The following is a 19215-nucleotide window of genomic DNA, read 5'->3' on the forward strand; positions in this document are numbered from 1 at the left end:
CTATTAAAAATAAAGATTTCATTTATCTGTTCTTTTTTCATAACTATTTCTTTCTATTTTTATTTCATTAGAATTCCTATTACTTTTATTATAAAAATTGTGAAAACATCATTCTTCTTTAGCCTTACAGCCCCAAGGGATTCAGCCATTTCTACTCCCCAGTTTTACACAGTTGTCCAAAGCATGTTTTTCATCTATTCACAATATATTTTTCTAAGAAATTGAATATTTTGCATAAGTTTTCTTTTTTTTACGATTAAAAATTGCATTTCTTCAATAAAAATTTGATTTTCTTCATGAAAACGATTATCGTTCTCAATTATTTATATTTTCCTGCTAAAGAAATATGAGAAGGGAAGCTGATCTGCGGCCGGATTTCCAGCTTCTTTATGGCTAAATAAAAAAGCCCTAAAAAAGGGCATAAGAAAATAAGGGTACGTTATGCGGAAATTTTTGCCTGATAGTACCCTTGGGCAATTTTTTGAACATAAGAGGCCAAATCAGCTTCAATCTCACGGACAATCGTCATCGCAGCTTCATAGCCTTGCAGCGTGAAGGAGTGAAGGTCATGCTGAATGCGCTGCAGGGCTTTTTCGAGCGTGTCTATTCCAAATTCAAGTGCAAGGTTATGAATGTGCCTTTTGTCGATTTCACAGCGGCCAAAGCTTTGGAAGAACGATTGGAAGCGTGTGAATAAGTGTTCGGCATATGCCTTTTCTATCGTTTTTTGCTTTTTGCTGTCGCGCGAGCCGATTAAGCTGCATGACAGAATAAACCCATCCTTCACTTTTTCAAGGATGGATTTTTTCATATTCTTTTCTTCCATAAATGTTTTGATGCAGTCTTCCTTTTCAAATAGCTCTACCTTGAAGATGGAGCTGAGCTTGTCTGCTAGCTGGCGAATTGCTCGTTTGTAGCCGATATAGCGGGGTAAAACATGCTTGATTTCGCTGTAGGAGAGCAAGGCTTCCGTTTCTTTTTTTACATTTACATCCTTTTCGTATGTATAGAGTGCGCGCAGCGCGAGGCGCAGTACGTTTACGCTGCGGATATCGAGCAGCAGGTACATGACTTCATCTGCAATAGATGTGTAGCCGCCTTTGGAATAGTATTCATCCTCTTGGAAATCCTCAGCCTTCTCCTGTGATGCTTCCTTTGTATGCAAATCAAGGAAGTCCTCTAAATAGTTGCAAAGAGAGACTTCGATATACTCTCCCCATAGTCTATCCCATCGGATGATGCCGGCGTTTGCGAGCTGGATGTTGTTATTTTGGATGGTACGCACGGAGCAGCCCATCGTGCGCGCCATTTCTTGTTCGGAGATTAGTGTAATTGTGCCATCGCTTGTGCATTTGGATGCATACGTGAGCATTTGCTTCATTAGAGAAGCAGTCCATTTGATGGATAGAAATGCGTCGCGAATGCCGAGATTGTGCTGTTCATATTGGTATTTTCCGTTCTGCTTCGTTTGCCGATTCAAGCCGCTCATCACAGCGAGAAGCTTGTTTGCCACAAGAATATGGCGCTTTAAGATCAGCTTTCCTTGCTCCATGTGTACCCCTCCCTTCTATTTTCCTTATTACAGTATAGTGGGGGAGAAGAAGGGTGTAAAACGACATAACGGTACGGGAAGTTGGTTCACTTCTCTTTAAAAGCTTGATATATCAACGTTTTTGAGTAGTGTCATATTGGTACGGAGGAATGGTTCAACTTTATGTGTGACAGAGAATTTGTACAAATGAGTACGGAGTTTTGGTTCAAAAATGGTCACATATGATAGATTTTGCTGTGATTTGCCCCTATTTGTTCATCGTTGTTATGTGTAGAATTGTAAGCGGGATGCGGTTTCTGCATAGAAAAATCATACGGAATGACAGAATAGTACGGAGGTGTGGTTCATTTTCAAAGCTCATCGTTATTTTTTTGTGAATTGGCATGTTTCGTACGGGGATTTGGTTCAAATTATAAGGAATACAGCTGCTTTGTTCACAAAATGTTCATAATTAAAATGCGAAAAAACACAGAAAAAGAGGGATTTACGTAGAAAATATAGCCATTTAGCATATGTTGTCGAAAAAGTACGGAGTTGTTGTTCACTATGTCAAAAAGGTACGGAAGCTATGTTCACTTTTTACGAAAAGTACGGAAGTCTGGTTCATTTTTTAGAAAAAGTACGGAGATCTGGTTCACTTTTTCTGCAAAACAGTACGGAGAAGTGGTTCAACTTTTGACATATTGGTACGGAGAATTGGTTCAAAGTTAAAAGAGCAGGAGATTGGATGAGTGGGTTCTATGCATGAAATGATTGAGATGCGGGTCTACTGGCACATTCTAGTGAATCAAAAGGGGTGAGCGCAACGCGCTCACCCCTTTTGCCAACAGCCTTAATCGGCGAGTTTTCTTTATTTTTTATTCATTCCTTGCTTCTCCACAAATTCCTTCATATACATTCTTGTAGGACGTGAAAGAGCTTGCGCCATCTGTCCGGTCCATGTATCCGTTCGCACACCGCCTGTTCTTTCCGTGTAATAGCGTTGGATTGTTTCATTGTATTGCTGCAGCTGCTTTTTGTATGTTTCCTCGTTCTGGTTGTAGGCATCTTCATGATAGATATGCGCAAGCGGCAGGCGCGGCTTTTTGCCAGGTTCATGAGCGGGATAGCCGACTGTCATGCCAAAGAGCGGAATGACGTATTGCGGTATGTTCAGCAGCTTCGCTACCTCATCTAAGTTATTGCGCAATCCTCCGATATAACAGATGCCAAGACCCATCGCCTCAGCAGCGACAGCCGCATTTTGCGCCGCAAGCGCTGCATCGATGACAGCAACCATAAATTTCTCCGTACTTTCGAGAGAATCAGTAAGGCTGGCTTGTTCCATCTCAGCAATGACAAAGTGGCGGTATAAATCTGCACAGAAGATGAAAAAGTGACCATTGGCTTCTACATAAGGCTGATGCCCGGCAAGTTCGGCAAGCCGCTGCTTTTTCTCTTTATCGCGCACGCCGATAATCGAGTACGCTTGGATATAGCTAGATGTTGATGCGGCTTGCGCGCTTTCTACAATAAGCCGAATTTGCTCATCAGATAACGGTCTATCTTCATATTTTCGAATGGATCGATGCTTTAGCAGCAGTTCAATAACCTCATTCATTCTTCGTGTATCCCTCCGTTTAGGTTAGCGCATCATAATTGGAGTATTCCATCGGCATATATTCGTATTTGCCTTCTAACAGGTCGCGCACTTCTTTTTCCTCGAGCGGAATAAAGGTGACCCAAAATACCTCGCCGACGCGGCGATAGGATTGGACGACAATTTTTTGTGAAATGAGCTCTTCTAGCGCTTCCTCAACTTCTTTTAAGTTTTCTGATTTTCGCCTCTTTTTAAAACGGATTTTTGTCGCGAAGTAGATATAATTGAGCTTTACCTGATAGGATGATTTCGACTCATAGCAATACAGACGTTCCTTTTGCAGTGCAAACAGCAGGTGGTAGGAAGAGTCAAGGCTGAGGTTTTCCACCTTCTTTTTATACATGCGAATCGTTTGCTTTTGGATATAGTCGTGATAGATCACTTCGTTTACATGAATTTCAGCAACGCGCGTACCGTTTGGCTGCGTATAGATGCGGACAAAATCAAAGATGCCATATGACACAATATCGTCATCCTGCCGCTTTGTCATGCTGAAATGCTTCATTTTTGTAATGCGCTCTTCTACAATCTTATAGTTTTTCGTGCCGTCCGTTTTATATAGGTTTTTGACGAGGTCACCGATTTTAATTTCAATAATTTTACGGGACGCAAAGCGTTCGTCACGGTTGCTCATGACTTCCAGAAAAATTTTATAATCCAGCCGGTCTAGATCACTTACCTTGTTGCCGTGCTCTTCTACATATTCCTTCTCAATGAGAAATTGATAGTCTGTTCCATCGCCAAGGTTGTAGTAGCTTTGAAAGTAATGTTTTCCTTCGCGCTCAAGCATTGGTTGATTAAGCTGTACCTTGCCGCGCGTGTTAGAAAAGAATGGGTGCTCGACTGTGCTGAACGGACTTTCAATAATGAGCTCGTCTAGAAGAGAGAAGGAGTTATCCGTTAATGTGATGCCAAGGATGACGGCGATGTCCGCGTATAATGCTTTTTCGATTTGCGAACGTGTTTTTGCGTGAATATAGCGATAGTCTGATAAAAACTGCGAGTCGTCTTCGCTCCATTTTGTAATTTCCTCTATTCTAGATGCAATGACCTCAGCGGGCGAAGAAAAGCTGTGGAATTGCTGCTGAAATGCTTTTTCTCCGTATTTCGTATAATATGCCTCCAGCAAATCATATTCCTCTGCCAGCTCCTTGCGTCCTTTTTTCTTATTTTCGTAATCCTGTATCGCACTGTTTACCCAGCGCCGCTTTGTCCGATTTAAAGAATTGCGCTTAATAATGCGAAGCGCATCTTTGATGTCTTTATCATGATATTTTTCTTCATAAATCGAAAGGATGGCATCCTCTAAATCCTGTTTCATATATTTTTCATAGACAGAAAGGATATTCGATCTTGAAATTCTATCAATAACCTCGCTTGTTAGTGCGGAAGTTTGTACCAATGCTATCACCTGTCTTTCCTGTACAGATTGTACCAAAGTCAGGCAAGAGTTTTCAATGTATGGAACCAAACTTTGCAGAGATGAACACATGGTGGAATTTGGACATGCTACTACGAGGGAAAGAAGGCATGGTATACTATGAAAGATTACCTATAAGTAAGGGGAGCAGCTATGCCAAATATTCATTTGATTTATACATATATGGCGCTTGTAGCATTTGTGTTTATCGCTTTGCCGGTCATATTCAGCTTTCCCGGAGCGAGAGCTGGGGGATTGTTAGTAGTGTATCGGATTGTGCGAAAAGCAGAGATGTACGCGGCATTAGCTAATACACTCATACATGAGCTGTCCCATGGCTTAATGGCGATTGTGACAGGCGGGAAGATCCATAAAATTACGCTGCATCGCGATACGAGCGGTTTAGCTATTACAAGAACAAAAAGATCCCGCATCATACGGGCATTAGTCGCATATGCCGGTTATACCGGTTCTTCCGCAGCAGCGGTCGGCTTGTTTTATTTGCTGCACCAGGGCGATTATTATACAATTTTGCTTATTTTTCTTGGTATTGCAGCTGTCTCTGCTTTGTTTTGGGTTCGGAATTTGTATGGATTTCTTTGGGCGATTAGTTTTTTGTCAGTAATCGGATATATTGTCTATAAACAATATACAGTGCTTATTCTTCATACGAGCATTTTCTTCTCGGTTGTAGTGCTTGTAGATTCCATTACATCGGCATGGACGATTTGTAAGCTAAGTGTGACGAATCGGCGTGAGGCAGGAGATGCGGCAAGCTTGGCGCAGGCTACGTTTATTCCAGCTGCCGTGTGGGGATTGGTATTTTTCGGGCAGGCATTGTACGCAGGGTACTATGTGATGAAAACATTTATGCTGTAGGAAGGAATTACTGAAACAAAAAAACGCGCTGCATACTCAGCTTTAGAAGAGTACGCAGTGCGTTTTTTTATTTCTTATAGAAGAAATATTCCTGCAATTCCGCTGGCAATGCCAAGTATGACAACGGAAGCTGCAACAAAGACAAGCACTCGTCTTGGAAATGCTTTAGAAACGATAAGAAGAGACGGCAGACTGATTGCAGGCAACGTAAGAAGCAGCGCAGCAGCAGGACCTGTACCAATTCCGACAGCCATAAGCGCTTGGATAATTGGAATTTCCGCTGCAGTTGGAATGACAAACAGCATACCGGCAATAGCAAAGCCGATTACAGCAAGCAAACTGTTAGCAGCAGCATCGCTTAATTCCGGGAATAGCCAAACACGTACAGCTCCGAGCACGAGCACTGCTAGTATATATGCAGGTACTGTGTAAAAAATCATGCTTCCCATGCTTTTGAACCATCTCTCTAAGAAGGAGCCGCTTTCCTGCTGCTTGATTTGCTGCGTTAATTTTTCAGTCATAAATGCCGGCTCTGCATCCTTTGCAAAACGATTGGCAAAATAACTAATACCGAATGTAAGAATAAGACCAAATACGAGGCGGAGCACAGTGAACTTCCATGACAATACAAATGTCATAAAAATAAGGGTAGCCGGATTAATGGTTGGATTGCCAATCCAAAATGCTAAGGCCGCACCGACAGAAACCTGTTTTTTACGAAGTCCAACGGCGATTGGTGCAGCGCAGCATGAACACATCATACCAGGAACCGAAGCAAGTCCGGCTGCAGCAGTGCTGCTAAACGATGTTTTGCCAAGTACACGCAATAGCCATTGCGATGGAAGCATTACCTGAAGTAATGATCCAAGAAGAATGCCAAGCACGGCAGCTTTCCAAACAGCTTTAAAATAAACGATCGTGTAGGACCAGGCAGCGTCCCAAGAAGGAGAGGCATCGCTTGCACCTAAAATGGATGATCCTATTGAATGTGTGGTAGCAGCTAGGATCGTTTTCTGATAATACGGCCACCATTTTACATATAGAAGTCCGGCAGCAGCAATGAACAGAAAGAGGAACACAAGCCGGCGCGTTTTTTTGCTGTCGGCTTGTTCCATGGAAAGTGACGTACTAAGTTGCGACATGTGTAACCCTCCAGCATATAAAATTAAAATTACAATTGATTTTTAATTATATCACAATGTATAGGAAATATAGTAATTTTGAAGATTACTAGCAGTTGTATTATATGCAAGAGAAAAGGCGGACAATGTCCGCCTTAAAAAATTTCTATAATGTAAGTGAATGATTACCAACCTACATTGCACTTTTTAGAGAATGCTACCCTTCCAAGCAGGATAATAAATGAGAATAAGCCGGTACGTTTCATAAGTATTCCTCCTTTTCGATACGTTTTATTATAAAAAACGATTTTGAACAATAAAGTGTTCAACCTGTTTGTAATTTACCAACCGACACTATATTTTTTGGAGAATGCTACCCTTCCAAGTAAGATGACGAATGAGAATAAATCAGTATGCTTCATGAGTGCTCCTCCTTTTTTGAGATGTAAACCGATATCGAACAATGAAGATTCAGCTCGCGAGTTGTTTTACCAACCCACACTATACTTTTTAGAAAATGCTGCTCTTCCAAGCAGGATGATGAATGAGAATAAGCCGATGGGTTTCATTGTGATACCTCCGTTGCATTTAAATTTGTAATGCTTGTTGAGTTAAGAATAATATATAAACCCTATCTTTGTCACGTTAGATGTTAGGAAATATAACGTTTAATTTTCGTTTTTTTCTGTTAAAGAGGAAAGTAACAAGAATTTATAAGGATGAAAATGGATTTTTGTTTCGTGTATTACAAAATGGATGGCTTTTTTCCAGAAGATAAGTATTATACATGAAGAAAAAGGAAAAACAAATAGTTTTTATGTAACTTTAGTGTTAGAAATTATAACATTAGAGATTCCATTTCCCTGCGTTTTATGAAATAATAAGAAGCATGCAGAGGTTTATTGACAATTTTTCATAACTTGCCGGAGGTTTTGACATGCACAAACAAAAGCTAGTATTAGTAGGGAACGGGATGGCGGGTGTTCGTTGCATTGAGGAAATTTTACAACAGAATCCAGATGCTTTTGAGATTACAATTTTCGGCAGCGAACCGCATGTAAACTATAATCGTATTTTATTGTCGACTGTGCTGCAGGGCAGTACGTCGATTGCAGATATTGTAATTAATGACCGCAATTGGTATGAGCAGAACAACATTCAGCTGTTTACCGGGGAAACGGTTGTTGCAATTGATACTGAGAAGAAAGTGATTGCGACAGATCAAAATCGACAAGTGCCGTACGATATTTTAATTTTAGCGACAGGGTCGGTTCCATTTATGCTTCCGCTTCCAGGAGCTGATAAGGATGGAGTCATTGCATTTCGAACAATTGAAGATTGCCAGACGATGGTCGAAACAGCAAAGCAGTATAAAAGAGCAGTTGTCATTGGCGGCGGATTATTAGGGTTGGAAGCTGCGAGAGGACTGTTAAACCTTGGGATGGATGTACATGTTGTTCACATTGCTGACTATCTTATGGAAAGACAGCTTGATCGAACAGCGGCGCAAATGCTGCAGGCGGAACTGGAAGCGCAAGGAATGAAGTTTCTTCTGGAAAAGCAAACAGGAGAGATTGCGGGGGGAAGCCGGGTAGAGAGGCTGCTTTTTAAGGATGGAACAGAAGTAGAAACCGATTTAGTTGTCATGGCTGTCGGGGTAAGGCCGAATGTGCAGCTGGCAAAGGAAAGCGGCATAGAGGTAAACAGGGCGATTGTCGTCAACGACTATTTGGAAACAAGTGTACCGAATGTGTATGCAGTCGGCGAATGTGCTGAGCACCGAGGGATGGTGTATGGACTCGTAAAGCCCTTATATGAGCAAGGGAAGGTATTAGCTAAGCGCGTTTGTGGAATCGATTCAGGTGGATATGAAGGATCGGTTCTTTCTACGCAGCTGAAAATATCCGGTGTTGATGTGTTTTCAGTCGGTCAGTTTACGGAGGATGAAACAGCGAAGGCTGTTACAATTCATAATGCAGCGGATGGAATTTATAAAAAGGCAGTGTTCCGCGAAAATAAAATGGTTGGTGCTGTATTGTTCGGGGATACAAAGGACGGTGCAAAGCTGCTTGATATTATTGTGAAGCAACGAGATATATCCGATGCAGATAAAGTAGCTCTTCTTCAATCATCAAACGGGGGTGAGCATGAGGTTGCTGCTATGGCTCACAGCAGCATTATTTGTAACTGTAACGGTGTTTCAAAGGGAAGTATTATCGAAGCGGTTCAAACAAAATGCTTAACAACAGTTGAAGAAATTAAGGCATGCACGAAGGCTTCCGGCTCTTGCGGCGGATGTAAGCCGGTGGTAGCAGATTTATTAGCATATATACAAAGTGATGACTTTGAGGAAGTAATCGAGCAAAAGTCAATGTGTTCTTGTACGACACTTACTGAGGATGAGGTTGTGCGGGAGATGCAGCTGCGTGGCCTTGTGTCTGTGAAAGAGGTCATGAGGGCACTCCAGTGGAAAAGCAGCACTGGATGCTCGGTTTGCCGTCCTGCCTTGCAGTATTATTTAGGAATGATTGACCCAGAGTACGAAAGCAAACGTGAAGTTTTGTACATGAATAGAAGGATGAACGCGATTGTACAAAGCGATGGGACATATTCCGTCGTTCCGCAAATGTACGGCGGCTTAACGACGGCAGAGCAATTGCGGAAGATTGCTGATGTGGCTGAGAAATATCGTATTCCGAATGTAGCTATAACGAGCGAGCAGCGCATTTTACTGATGGGTGTGAAGAAAGAGGATTTAACGGGTGTGTGGGCTGAACTGGATATGCCGTTAAGTGCGACGTACGGCAATATGGTGCAAAATGTGAAAACATGCATTGGTGAGCATGTTTGTCAATGTGAGAAGGAGAAGGCACTCGCATTGGCTGTTCGTCTAGAAAAGCAAGCTGAATTTGTAACAACGCCTTATCGAATCAAAATGGGTGTATCAGCTTGTATGCATAATGGGGCAGGCTCAACAACGAAGGATATCGGCATTATGGGAATGGACAGAGGATGGGAAATCTACGTTGGCGGCAGCAGCGGGCGCAATGTACGCAGCGGACAATTGCTTTGCATTGCCGAGACGGATGAGGAAGCAATTGAAATCATTGGCGGCTTTATTCAGTATTACCGTGAGGCAGCCAATTATTTGGAGCGCACATGGCAGTGGTTAGATCGAGTCGGCATCATCCATGTAAGGGAAGTATTGTTTGATAGAGAGCTTCGCAGGCAATTGCTAGAGCGGCTGGAAGCAGATGCAGCTTATTATCAAAGAACATCAAATAAAAGCTACTCATAAGCAGGAAGGGATGGACAGTTATGACCGAGTTGTTATTAAAGTATTTTCGCTCCAGACAGCAGGAAGCGGAAACGGAGCGTGTATATGATACACAATGCCCATATTGCAGCATGCAATGCAAAATGCAGCTTATTGAGCAGTCAATTGTCACGCGTAAGCAGTATAAAACGATTGGAAAGGACAATCCAACCTCTGAAGGACGGTTGTGCATTAAGGGGATGAATGCGCACCAGCACGCTTTGCATAGCGATCGGATTACGTATCCGTTACTCAAGGTAAATGGTGAGTTTGTCCGTATTTCATGGGAGCAGGCGCTTGAGAAGATACGCGAGAAGTTTACGAGCATTCAGGCTGAAGATGGACGCGATGCGCTAGCGGTGTACGGAAGCGCATCGATTACGAATGAAGAGGCATACTTGCTGGGGAAATTTGCCCGTGTTGCCCTGCAAACAAGGTATATCGACTATAACGGAAGACTCTGTATGTCAGCAGCTGCATCAGGTGCGAGCCAAACGTTTGGTATGGATCGCGGATTCACCAACAGCATGTCTGAAATTCCTCACGTACGCTGTATTATTTTGGCGGGTACAAACATCGCTGAATGTCAGCCAACGATGATGCCGTACTTTGAAAGAGCAAAGGAAAACGGGGCGTATATTATCGCGATTGACCCGAGGGAAACGGCGACGACGAAAATGGCAGATTTGCATTTGAAAGTGAAGCCGGGAGCGGATGCTGCGCTTGCGAACGGTCTACTAAAAACAATTATCGAGGAAGGTTTAGTGGATGAAGCGTTTGTTCGCGAACGGGCAAAAGGCTTTGATGAGGTAGCGGAGCATGTTGCTGCTTTAGATATGGATGAAATTGCGGAATTAACAGGTGTTCAAGCCGAGCAAATCCGTAAGGCAGCTATCATGTTTGGACGTGAAGAAACGGGAATGATTTTTACGGCAAGAGGAGTGGAACAGCAAACAGACGGATCTGCTGCTGTCCGTAATTTCCTTAATATTCTGATTGCCACAGGTAAAATTGGCAAGCCATATTGCGGATATGGAGCTGTAACGGGCCAAGGAAATGGTCAGGGAGCGAGAGAGCACGGTCAAAAGGCGGACCAGCTGCCAGGCTACCGTTCGATTGAAAATGAGGAGCATCGGGCATATATTGCGGATGTGTGGGGAATTCGTGCTGAGGACTTACCAAGAAAAGGCGTATCGGCATACGAAATGATGGAGAAAATTCATAGCGGCGAGATCACCGGTATGCTGCTCATGTGCTCTAATCCAATTGTATCCAACCCGAATGCCCATCTTGTGCAGGAGGCGTTACAAAAATTAAAGTTTTTCGTGGCGGTTGATTTATTTATTTCTGAGACTGCTAGATTAGCAGACTTAATTTTGCCGGCTTCCTCTTATTTAGAGGATGAAGGAACGCTTACAAATGTAGAGGGACGCGTTACATTGCGGGAAGCAAGTATGCCTTGTCCGGGAGAGGCGAGACACGATTGGCAAATTATTTGTGACATTGCGAAAGTGCTTGGTAAGGGAGAGTACTTCTCATTTTCATCTGCCGAGGAAATTTTTAATGAATTACGCATAGCGAGCCGCGGGGGCATTGCGGATTATTCTGGTATCACATATGATCGTTTGCGTAAAGAGAACGGCATTTTATGGCCGTGTCCGGATACGGAGCATCCGGGAACGAAGCGATTATTTGAAGAATCGTTCGCGCATCCTGATGGTAAAGCGGTAATGGCGGCTGTTCCAAACAACTCGGTCGTTCCGAAGGAAAAGCCGGATGAAGAGTTCCCGCTGTATTTAACAACAGGGCGCGTTATGTCGCACTACTTAACAGGTGTACAAACAAGAAAAAGCCCGTCGCTCGCAGCGCGGAACTTCGAATCGTTTATGGAAATTCATCCGGCAACAGCGATGAAATATAATGTGCAGGATCAGAGTCTTGTAAGGGTAGAATCACGGCGGGGAAGCATTGTGGTAAGAAGTCAGTGGTCTGATAAAATTAGGCAGGATACAGTATTCGTTCCATTTCACTGGGCTGATTCGCAAAATGTGAATTTTTTAGTTCCAAAGGACTTGGATCCAACATGTAGAATGCCTGGATTTAAGGCAAGTGCGGTGAAAATAAGTCCAGTAGTAGAGCCTATCTCCCATTAAGGGAGGCGGCTTTTTATTTTCTGATTATGAAGTAATTTTTATTTAGGATCATCCTTTCGTAGATTTTGTACGGAGGGATGATTTTTTGCGAGTAGTCTTTACTCATAAAATAACATCCTCGTGGTTATATTAAAAAATAAAACTAGGAGGATGCAGCATGACGACCTCGAGTCAAGTACCTATCACGTCATCAGAATTAGCTAATTTATGGATGACTTATCATGAAAAAACGATGGTTATTAGGGTGCTGGAACATTTTATCGAGCACGCTGATGAGGAAGCAAAACAACTGTTGCAGCTGCATTACGATGGAGCTGCCAAAAGTGTAGAGGTGATTGCAAATATTTTTAAGCAAGAAGGGGCAGTCATTCCTATCGGCTTTACAGAAAGTGATGTACATAAAGGTGTTCCTAAGCTGTATGATTATGTGTTCGATATCATGTATCTGCATATGATTACTAAGGTGGAAATGAGTTTGTATGCACTTTTTACAGGTATGTCCTATCGAAAAGATATTGAAGATTTTTTTATAGGCTTAACCGCAGAATCCCAAGCGATGAACAGCCAATCCACTCAATTTCTTCTACAAAAAGGGGTTTTAGTACGCCCCCCTTTTGTATCCATGCCAACAGAGGTTCGTTTTGTGCATGATAAAAATTATATGGGCGGATTGAATTGGTTTAGTGAAACGAGATCCTTAAACACAGTTGAAGTTTCTCTCATCCATCATGCCATTGAAACAAACCTTATAGGGATGCAATTAATGATTGGATTTGCTCAAGTTGCTGCAAATGAAGAGGTAAAGAACTATCTTGTCAAAGGAATGAAATTATCAAAAAAAATCGAAATTGATTTAGGTGAATTTTTGCGTCAAAGCTTTATTGAACCGCCGGCAACTCATGCTGGTAAAGCAACTGCGTCAAAAACGGCACCATTTTCTGATAAATTGATGATGTACCACACCAGTTTATTAGCTTCCTTTGGGCTCGGAAGTAATGCATTAGGCGGAGCATTTAGTTTACGAAGTGACCTGCCGGCAAAAATGGCCTTGCTTGCAAAGGATATTTTTTCCTTTGCCCAAGAAGGCGGGCAGATTATGATTAAAAATGGGTGGATGGAGGAGCCTCCGCAGGTTGAGGATCGAAATCAACTTACGAAATAATTGATTTGATAACAAAAGGAAGGTGTCCAAAAAGAGCAGAACATAGCACTGCCTTTTGGGCACTTCCTTTTTAATGAATGTTATAATTGAGCATGGAATATACGATTGAAGCTTACCATTTTGCACTACGCCAATTTTTCTTCAAGCTATTCTGCATCATCGTACGTATATATCTTCATCATAGAGCCCCGCTACATAGCCATCAACCTAAAAAACAAACCATCTCAAAACGATAAAAGTGAACAATTCGCACAAATTCTCCGTTCTAGGGGATCGTGATTGCCTAGCCGGATAGGTACAGAGCTCCGACGTCATCATGTCAATGTTATACCCGAAGCGAAGGATATGCAGAATTTCATGCAATTTTGAGTGGTTTAATCCCTCATAAAACGTTGCTATGACAGAGGTGTATAAAAACTTGAATACACAAGAAAAACGGCAGGGGGGACAATTGTTGCGGCTCCTGTTTATATAGATCCTGTAACCTTTGGAGCAGGTGGTAATCCTTATAGAGCAAAAGTTACTATCAGCTAAAAAGCAGTTTTTTGTTCGTAAAAATAAGTTTCATGAACTATACGAAGAGTGTGAAACATGGCGATATAGCGACAGTGGCTGTCATGAAGAAGACCGGCTTTTGAAAAACGGGCTCGAAGCAACTAAAAGCCGCCTCTTCGCAGATATTGTACGAAAGGGCGGCTTTTTTTAGATACACATCTTTAATTTAACAGAGATGTCCGCTTTTCTTAGATCGTATGCAAAAACGCAACACATACAGGCTTCGGTACGCGTACGTCTGATTGCAGCAGCTGCAGTGTTCCTGTTTGTTCGTTTCTTGCAAATAAGACAAGGTTTCCGGATTCCTCGTTGGAAGCTACAAGGAAAGCACCTGTTGGATCGATACGGAAGTCACGCGGCCAGTTGCCTTCTGTATGTGTACGCTCTACGAAAGTAAGTTCTCCAGAGTCTTGGTCTACGCTGAAAATCGCAATGCTGTTATGTCCGCGGTTTGCAGCATATACGAAGCGGCCGTCCGCGGAAAGGTGAATTGCGCTTCCTTGGTTGTTTTCTGTGAAATCTGCCGGAATAGTAGAGATATATTGCAGTTCAGTAAAGCTGCCGTCCTCCGCGTTATAGGCGAGGGCGATGACCTCTGAGCTAAGCTCAGTCATGATATACGCGTATTTTCCGTTAGGATGGAATGCCAAATGTCTTGGGCCGCTTCCAGGCTTCACGGATAATGCATGCACCTCGGATAAAGCACCATCTTTCACTGTATATGTAATGAGCTTATCGATTCCTAAATCAATTGCGACAATGTATTTTTCATCAGGGGCAAAGCCTGCGTAATGCGCATGCGGCTTTTCTTGTCGAGCTGCATTTGGGCCAGAGCCGTGATGCTCCGCGATGGATGAAGCCGGGTTTAATGCGCCGCCTTCATTGCTTACATATAGCTCAATTGTCCCTTTATGGTAATTTGCAGTAACAACTTGGCGTTTGTCAGAATCAACACTGATGTGGCATGGAGAAGCGCCTTCTAAAAGCTGCTTATTCACAAGCTCTAGAGTGTTTGCTTCGCCGTTAATGGAATAGACAGCGGCACCGCCTAAGTCGCCTTCTTTGATAACGGAATATAAATATTGATTGTCTTTGCTAATTGTTACATATGTGGGGTTGTCCAATGTTGCCGCCAGCTCAACCTCGCTCATTGTACGCGTCTCTGTATCAAGTGTGAATTTGTAAATGCCCTTGCTTCCTTCTTTTGTATATGTACCAATGTATCCAACAAACTGCTTGCTGCTCGTCATGCTTGTATGCTCCTCTCAGAAAAGATGTTATCGATTTCATTATAGCGCATATGTTTATCTAGTAAAAATTTTTTATCTGAAAAATAGAAAGAATTGGGCATGCTACAGGGGAATCATTATAATAAAAGATAGAGCAGCCGCTTGTTTTCCTAGTTGGAAAAGGAGCGGCTTTTTCAAAAGATAAAAAATGATAGCTTTGTGAGGCGACGCCGCCCTGCTCCCATGAGCTGCTTGCTGCGGGGAAAGACCTCCGACCGCCGAGGCCAAAGGCTCCTCAATGTGCGGAGAACTGTCTCCTTTGGAAGCGGGGCGGGCTGTGTCCGCTGTTCTTAATAAATCATGGTGGAGGTATGTATGTCGATTGAAGTGCAGCAGTTAAACAAACAATTTCAAATCCATGTTCGGCAGGCGGGATGGACCGATGCGCTGCGCAGCTTGTTCAAGCGGGAGTACCGCCTTGTGGAAGCGGTGCAGGATATCTCGTTTCACATCCCATCCGGGGAAATTGTCGGGTTTTTAGGGCCGAATGGGGCAGGGAAAACAACGACGATCAAAATGCTGGCTGGACTTCTTCATCCAACCGCTGGACAGATTCGGGTCGGGGGCTATGTTCCCTTTGAGCAAAAAGCGGAATTTAAAAAAATGATGAGCTTAGTGATGGGGCAGAAAAGCCAGCTCATTTGGGATATTCCGCCGATGGAGACGTTTTTGGTGAATAAGGCTATTTATGAAATTGAAGAGCGGGCATTTCGGCAAACGCTGGATGAACTTGTTGAGCTGTTAGAATTGGAGCCATTATTAACAAAGCCGACGCGCAGCCTATCGCTTGGACAGCGGATGAAGTGTGAGCTGGCGGCTGCTTTATTGCATAGACCAAAGATTTTATTTTTGGATGAGCCAACGATTGGACTTGATGTGCATACGCAGGAAAAGGTACGTCAGTTTATCGGGAAATACAATCGTGAGCACAAAACAACGATTTTATTAACATCGCACTATATGGGTGACGTTACGGCGCTTTGTGACCGCGTATTAATTATTAATCATGGAAAGCTATTGTATGACGGTGATTTAAAGGTATTAACAGAAAAATTAACGCCATATAAGCTGCTGGAGCTGCGTCTGCCGGATGTCCCGAATATCTCATGGAATGCATACGGCGAGCTTGTTGCACTTGAAGAAGGAAAGGTAACGCTGCGCGTGCCGCGTGAGCGTATTCCGGAGGTGTCTGCGCAGTTTTTGCAGCAGTTTGAGGTGCATGATTTAAATATTGAGGACCCGCCGATGGAGGAGGTTATCACGCTCGCGTTTCAGGAGGGATCTCATGCTTCATAAATACGTTGTTCTTCTTCGCATGAAGTATGTAGAAATGTTCGCCTATCAGCTGGCCACCATCGTTTGGATGACAGGTGCGATGGTGCAGCCGCTCATTACGATGCTTGTATGGATGAATATTTACCCAAAGCAAGAGGATGCATTTATTTTTTATTTTGCCGCTCTTATTTTTGTAGAACGGATGACAAGCGCCTGGGATGTTTGGGAGCTTGATCGTGAAATTCGGGAAGGGACATTTTCCTATCAAATCGTTCGCCCGTTTCATCCGATCCATTGGGCGATCGCTGAGAATTTTGTATATAAGGCATTGTTTTTTGTGATTTTGCTTCCGGTATGGGGCCTGCTCGCTCTCTTTGTTCCAGCTTTGCGCTTTCAGATGAGCGCACTGCAGGCGCTTCTTTTTCTTGCGGCGCTTATACTTGCAGCTGCCATTCGGTTTTTGTTTAGCTATTCATTCGGTCTTCTTGGCTTTTGGATTACGAAGGTAACGGCTGTCTACGGAATGTTTGAAGCCATCTCGCTCTTTTTGTCGGGCCGCATTGCGCCTTTGTCGCTGCTTCCGCCGCTCATTCAGCAAATTAGCTTGTATTTGCCGTTCCGCTATATGATCGGCTTTCCGATTGAAATTGTGACGGGAAGTATACAAGGAACAGCTGTTATGTACGGGTTTATCGGGGCAGCGAGCTGGTCGCTCTTTTTCGCGATTGTACTCGGCCTGCTTTGGAAGGCAGGGCTTAAGAAAAACCAGGCGGTGGGGGGATAGTATGCGAAGATATTGGCGCATCTTTCGTGAGTTTTTTCGAACGTGTTTAGTAGAGGAGCTTGAGTATCGCAGCGAATTTGTTGGGAATTTGCTGTCAAGCCTGTTTGGCATCGGAATTGCCATTTTGACGATTCATATCTTTTTTTATCAAACGAATGAGCTTGGCGGCTGGGCGTATGCGGATGTATTGCTGCTGCTTGGCGTGTTCAATACGCTGCAGGGCCTTATTGATTTTGCGCTTCGTCCGAATATGCCGCGGCTGCTGCAGCATATTCGAAAAGGAACATTTGATTATGTGCTCACAAAGCCGGTAGATAGCATGTTTTACGTAAGCTTTCGTCATTTAGTGTTTTGGCGGCTCATTGATGTGCTGCTTGGCATCGGTCTTGTTCTATATGCATTGGTGCAAAAGCAGTATATCCCGTCCGCAGTGGATGTGATCATGTTTTGCGTTACCATTTGCTTGTCGTTTGTCATCATCTATGCTCTTTGGATGATGCTTATGACGACAGCCTTTTGGGTAATCCGCATGGATGATTTATCCTTTGTGTTTAATTCCTTTTTTGAAACGACACGTTTTCCGATCGGTATGTATCGCGGCTGGCTGCGCGTAGTGCTTACGTACGTTTTGCCTGCAGCCTTTATTACAAGTACACCAGCTTTAGCGCTGCTGGGGAAATGGAATATAACTGCTGCTGCAGCATCAATTTTGATTGCCGGCATATTTTTATGGCTATCGCGACGATTTTGGCGGTATGCCCTTCGGTCGTATACGAGTGCGAGCAGCTGAAGAAATCGGTCAGTACTGTCGTTATGCATGCATATAGATAAATAAAGGAAGCGGCGGAGGGGATATTGTGGACAAGACAATGGTGAGACGATTGACGTTGATTTGGCTGATTGTGAGCGAGGCCGTCTTAGTTTGTTCGCTTTTATTCTGGTATATTGGTTTTGTCTTTTCCTTTGAAATTGGCTGGATGTTTGCTGCATTTGTTGGCTCATATCCGCTTTTTGTGTTCCTTTCAGCAATCATGGGATGGCGCGCCTTTAAACAAAGAGCGTATCAGAAATCTGTTTCATGGAGTTTGTTTCCGCTTGTCTGGTATATCATTTTGAACATTATGCTATGGCTTGAATGAAGGAAGCAAGGCTGCTGCCTAAAGCGGCCTTGCTTTGTTTTATTTTTAAGGTAATTTCCGTTGTATTAGCAAGATTCTATAAGAACTTTCCCAAAAATTATAATGTAAACGGTCGTTTTTGGTCAGAAAGAGCTAAACATTCGCTCATACTCAAAAAACTATGAAAAATATATAGCTCAAAATATAATCAAAATCTAATAACTAAAGCATCGTATTTGTCTCCTCCTTTTTTAGTATAGGGATCCCGCTGCCATTTTACGGATATTATACGCTAAGGATACGCAGGATTTTATACAGCCTGGTGTGATTTTCTTTCTCACAAAACGCTGCTGTGACAAAGAAAATGTGCATACCATTAGAAAACGGAAAGAGCGGGGAGCCTTGTCCATTGCTGTGTTTGAGGGCGAAATGCTCATAATACATGATTATGTAAACCTGACATGAATACAGCATACATAGTTCCTTGTTTAGCTAAAAGGTAAGTCAGTCAAAGATCTTTTAACAAAATAATCCATAAATATTCCTTGACAGGAATATTCCTAATGAGTTATATTTAGGGTGAAAGGAGAAAGAGTATATGGGTGTCAAAATCACAACAACTTTGAATGCACTTGCCGAACCCAACCGACTAAACATCGTTGAGCTTTTGCGTGATGGCCCCCTTACTGTAGGGGAAATTGCTGAACGACTTAGTCTTCTCCAGCCGCAAACTTCTAAACATCTCCGTGTACTTAGTGAAGCCGGGCTCGTCGAGGTGCAAGCGGTTGCTAATCGGCGAATCTACAAGCTCCGATCAGAGCCGTTCCAAGCGCTGGACACTTGGCTTGAAACTTACCGCAGTATTTGGGAGGAACGATTCGACAACCTGGAGAATTACCTGCAGAAGCTGCAATCCAAAGAGGACAAACAAAACTAAATCTAGGGAGGATTT

At 43.1% G+C, this 19215-nt stretch carries 14 protein-coding genes; 9 read left to right on the forward strand and 5 right to left on the reverse strand.

From position 1 onward, the window contains the following. Window positions 1-439: 439 nt before the first annotated feature. From AC6HZ4_RS09515 to AC6HZ4_RS09525, 3 genes are all read right to left on the reverse strand, one after another. Window positions 440-1552 carry a hypothetical protein gene (locus AC6HZ4_RS09515; protein ID WP_497494746.1) on the reverse strand — a complete coding sequence of 371 codons (1113 nt, stop codon included), beginning with the start codon at window positions 1550-1552 and terminating at the stop codon, window positions 440-442. Window positions 1553-2402: 850 nt separating this feature from the next. Then, window positions 2403-3152, reverse strand: coding sequence for an oxygen-insensitive NADPH nitroreductase (nfsA, locus tag AC6HZ4_RS09520; protein WP_497494747.1), 750 nt, complete (start codon window positions 3150-3152; stop codon window positions 2403-2405). 19 nt (window positions 3153-3171) lie between these two features. After that, a complete protein-coding gene (locus AC6HZ4_RS09525; RefSeq protein WP_497494748.1) occupies window positions 3172-4602 on the reverse strand; it encodes a hypothetical protein in 1431 nt (476 codons plus the stop codon). A gap of 162 nt (window positions 4603-4764) precedes the next feature. Between AC6HZ4_RS09525 and AC6HZ4_RS09530 the strand changes: the two genes are divergently transcribed. Continuing rightward, window positions 4765-5490: a M50 family metallopeptidase gene (locus tag AC6HZ4_RS09530; RefSeq protein WP_497494749.1), complete on the forward strand. Its 726-nt coding sequence runs from the start codon at window positions 4765-4767 to the stop codon at window positions 5488-5490. Between the two features lie 74 nt (window positions 5491-5564). Here the strand turns inward: AC6HZ4_RS09530 and AC6HZ4_RS09535 are convergent, their stop codons facing one another. Next, window positions 5565-6632, reverse strand: coding sequence for a permease (locus AC6HZ4_RS09535; RefSeq protein WP_497494750.1), 1068 nt, complete (start codon window positions 6630-6632; stop codon window positions 5565-5567). Between the two features lie 916 nt (window positions 6633-7548). Between AC6HZ4_RS09535 and nirB the strand changes: the two genes are divergently transcribed. The 3 genes from nirB (at window position 7549) to AC6HZ4_RS09550 (ending at window position 13242) form a co-directional block, all read left to right on the forward strand. Beyond that, window positions 7549-9909: a nitrite reductase large subunit NirB gene (gene nirB, locus AC6HZ4_RS09540; RefSeq protein WP_497494752.1), complete on the forward strand. Its 2361-nt coding sequence runs from the start codon at window positions 7549-7551 to the stop codon at window positions 9907-9909. 20 nt (window positions 9910-9929) lie between these two features. Next, window positions 9930-12080: an assimilatory nitrate reductase catalytic subunit NasC gene (nasC, locus tag AC6HZ4_RS09545; RefSeq protein ID WP_497494753.1), complete on the forward strand. Its 2151-nt coding sequence runs from the start codon at window positions 9930-9932 to the stop codon at window positions 12078-12080. A 157-nt stretch (window positions 12081-12237) separates the two neighbouring features. Next, window positions 12238-13242, forward strand: coding sequence for a DUF3231 family protein (locus tag AC6HZ4_RS09550; RefSeq protein ID WP_497494754.1), 1005 nt, complete (start codon window positions 12238-12240; stop codon window positions 13240-13242). 743 nt (window positions 13243-13985) lie between these two features. Here the strand turns inward: AC6HZ4_RS09550 and AC6HZ4_RS09555 are convergent. After that, the gene (locus tag AC6HZ4_RS09555) at window positions 13986-15047 is read right to left on the reverse strand and encodes a lactonase family protein (protein WP_497494755.1); all 1062 of its coding nucleotides are present in this window, start codon (window positions 15045-15047) and stop codon (window positions 13986-13988) included. Between the two features lie 354 nt (window positions 15048-15401). On the opposite strand from AC6HZ4_RS09555, the gene AC6HZ4_RS09560 reads away from it, so the two are divergent. The 5 genes from AC6HZ4_RS09560 to AC6HZ4_RS09580 all read left to right on the forward strand — a co-directional run bounded on the left by AC6HZ4_RS09560 (window position 15402) and on the right by AC6HZ4_RS09580 (window position 19200). After that, complete coding sequence (locus AC6HZ4_RS09560) at window positions 15402-16382, forward strand: ABC transporter ATP-binding protein (RefSeq protein WP_497494756.1); 981 nt, start codon at window positions 15402-15404, stop codon at window positions 16380-16382. Beyond that, window positions 16372-17145 (forward strand): ABC transporter permease, encoded by a 774-nt coding sequence (locus AC6HZ4_RS09565; RefSeq protein ID WP_497494757.1) that lies wholly within the window; start codon window positions 16372-16374, stop codon window positions 17143-17145. The genes AC6HZ4_RS09560 and AC6HZ4_RS09565 overlap by 11 nt, the downstream gene beginning before the upstream one ends. A gap of 1 nt (window position 17146) precedes the next feature. Beyond that, complete coding sequence (locus AC6HZ4_RS09570) at window positions 17147-17935, forward strand: ABC transporter permease (RefSeq protein ID WP_497494758.1); 789 nt, start codon at window positions 17147-17149, stop codon at window positions 17933-17935. A 67-nt stretch (window positions 17936-18002) separates the two neighbouring features. Further along, a complete protein-coding gene (locus tag AC6HZ4_RS09575; protein ID WP_497494759.1) occupies window positions 18003-18284 on the forward strand; it encodes a hypothetical protein in 282 nt (93 codons plus the stop codon). A 577-nt stretch (window positions 18285-18861) separates the two neighbouring features. Next, a complete protein-coding gene (locus AC6HZ4_RS09580) occupies window positions 18862-19200 on the forward strand; it encodes an ArsR/SmtB family transcription factor (RefSeq protein WP_497494760.1) in 339 nt (112 codons plus the stop codon). Window positions 19201-19215 lie beyond the last annotated feature (15 nt).

It is taken from the genome of Ectobacillus sp. OTK, assembly GCF_059698935.1.

Excerpts from the sequence above, each read along its gene's own strand:
- AC6HZ4_RS09515 (WP_497494746.1), bottom strand. The coding sequence starts at position 1,552 with ATGGAGCAAGGAAAGCTGATCTTAAAGCGCCATATTCTTGTGGCAAAC.
- AC6HZ4_RS09565 (WP_497494757.1), top strand. The coding sequence starts at position 16,372 with ATGCTTCATAAATACGTTGTTCTTCTTCGCATGAAGTATGTAGAAATG.
- AC6HZ4_RS09535 (WP_497494750.1), bottom strand. The coding sequence starts at position 6,632 with ATGTCGCAACTTAGTACGTCACTTTCCATGGAACAAGCCGACAGCAAA.
- AC6HZ4_RS09530 (WP_497494749.1), top strand. The coding sequence starts at position 4,765 with ATGCCAAATATTCATTTGATTTATACATATATGGCGCTTGTAGCATTT.
- nasC (WP_497494753.1), top strand. The coding sequence starts at position 9,930 with ATGACCGAGTTGTTATTAAAGTATTTTCGCTCCAGACAGCAGGAAGCG.
- AC6HZ4_RS09580 (WP_497494760.1), top strand. The coding sequence starts at position 18,862 with ATGGGTGTCAAAATCACAACAACTTTGAATGCACTTGCCGAACCCAAC.
- AC6HZ4_RS09570 (WP_497494758.1), top strand. The coding sequence starts at position 17,147 with ATGCGAAGATATTGGCGCATCTTTCGTGAGTTTTTTCGAACGTGTTTA.
- AC6HZ4_RS09550 (WP_497494754.1), top strand. The coding sequence starts at position 12,238 with ATGACGACCTCGAGTCAAGTACCTATCACGTCATCAGAATTAGCTAAT.
- nirB (WP_497494752.1), top strand. The coding sequence starts at position 7,549 with ATGCACAAACAAAAGCTAGTATTAGTAGGGAACGGGATGGCGGGTGTT.
- AC6HZ4_RS09560 (WP_497494756.1), top strand. The coding sequence starts at position 15,402 with ATGTCGATTGAAGTGCAGCAGTTAAACAAACAATTTCAAATCCATGTT.
- AC6HZ4_RS09555 (WP_497494755.1), bottom strand. The coding sequence starts at position 15,047 with ATGACGAGCAGCAAGCAGTTTGTTGGATACATTGGTACATATACAAAA.
- nfsA (WP_497494747.1), bottom strand. The coding sequence starts at position 3,152 with ATGAATGAGGTTATTGAACTGCTGCTAAAGCATCGATCCATTCGAAAA.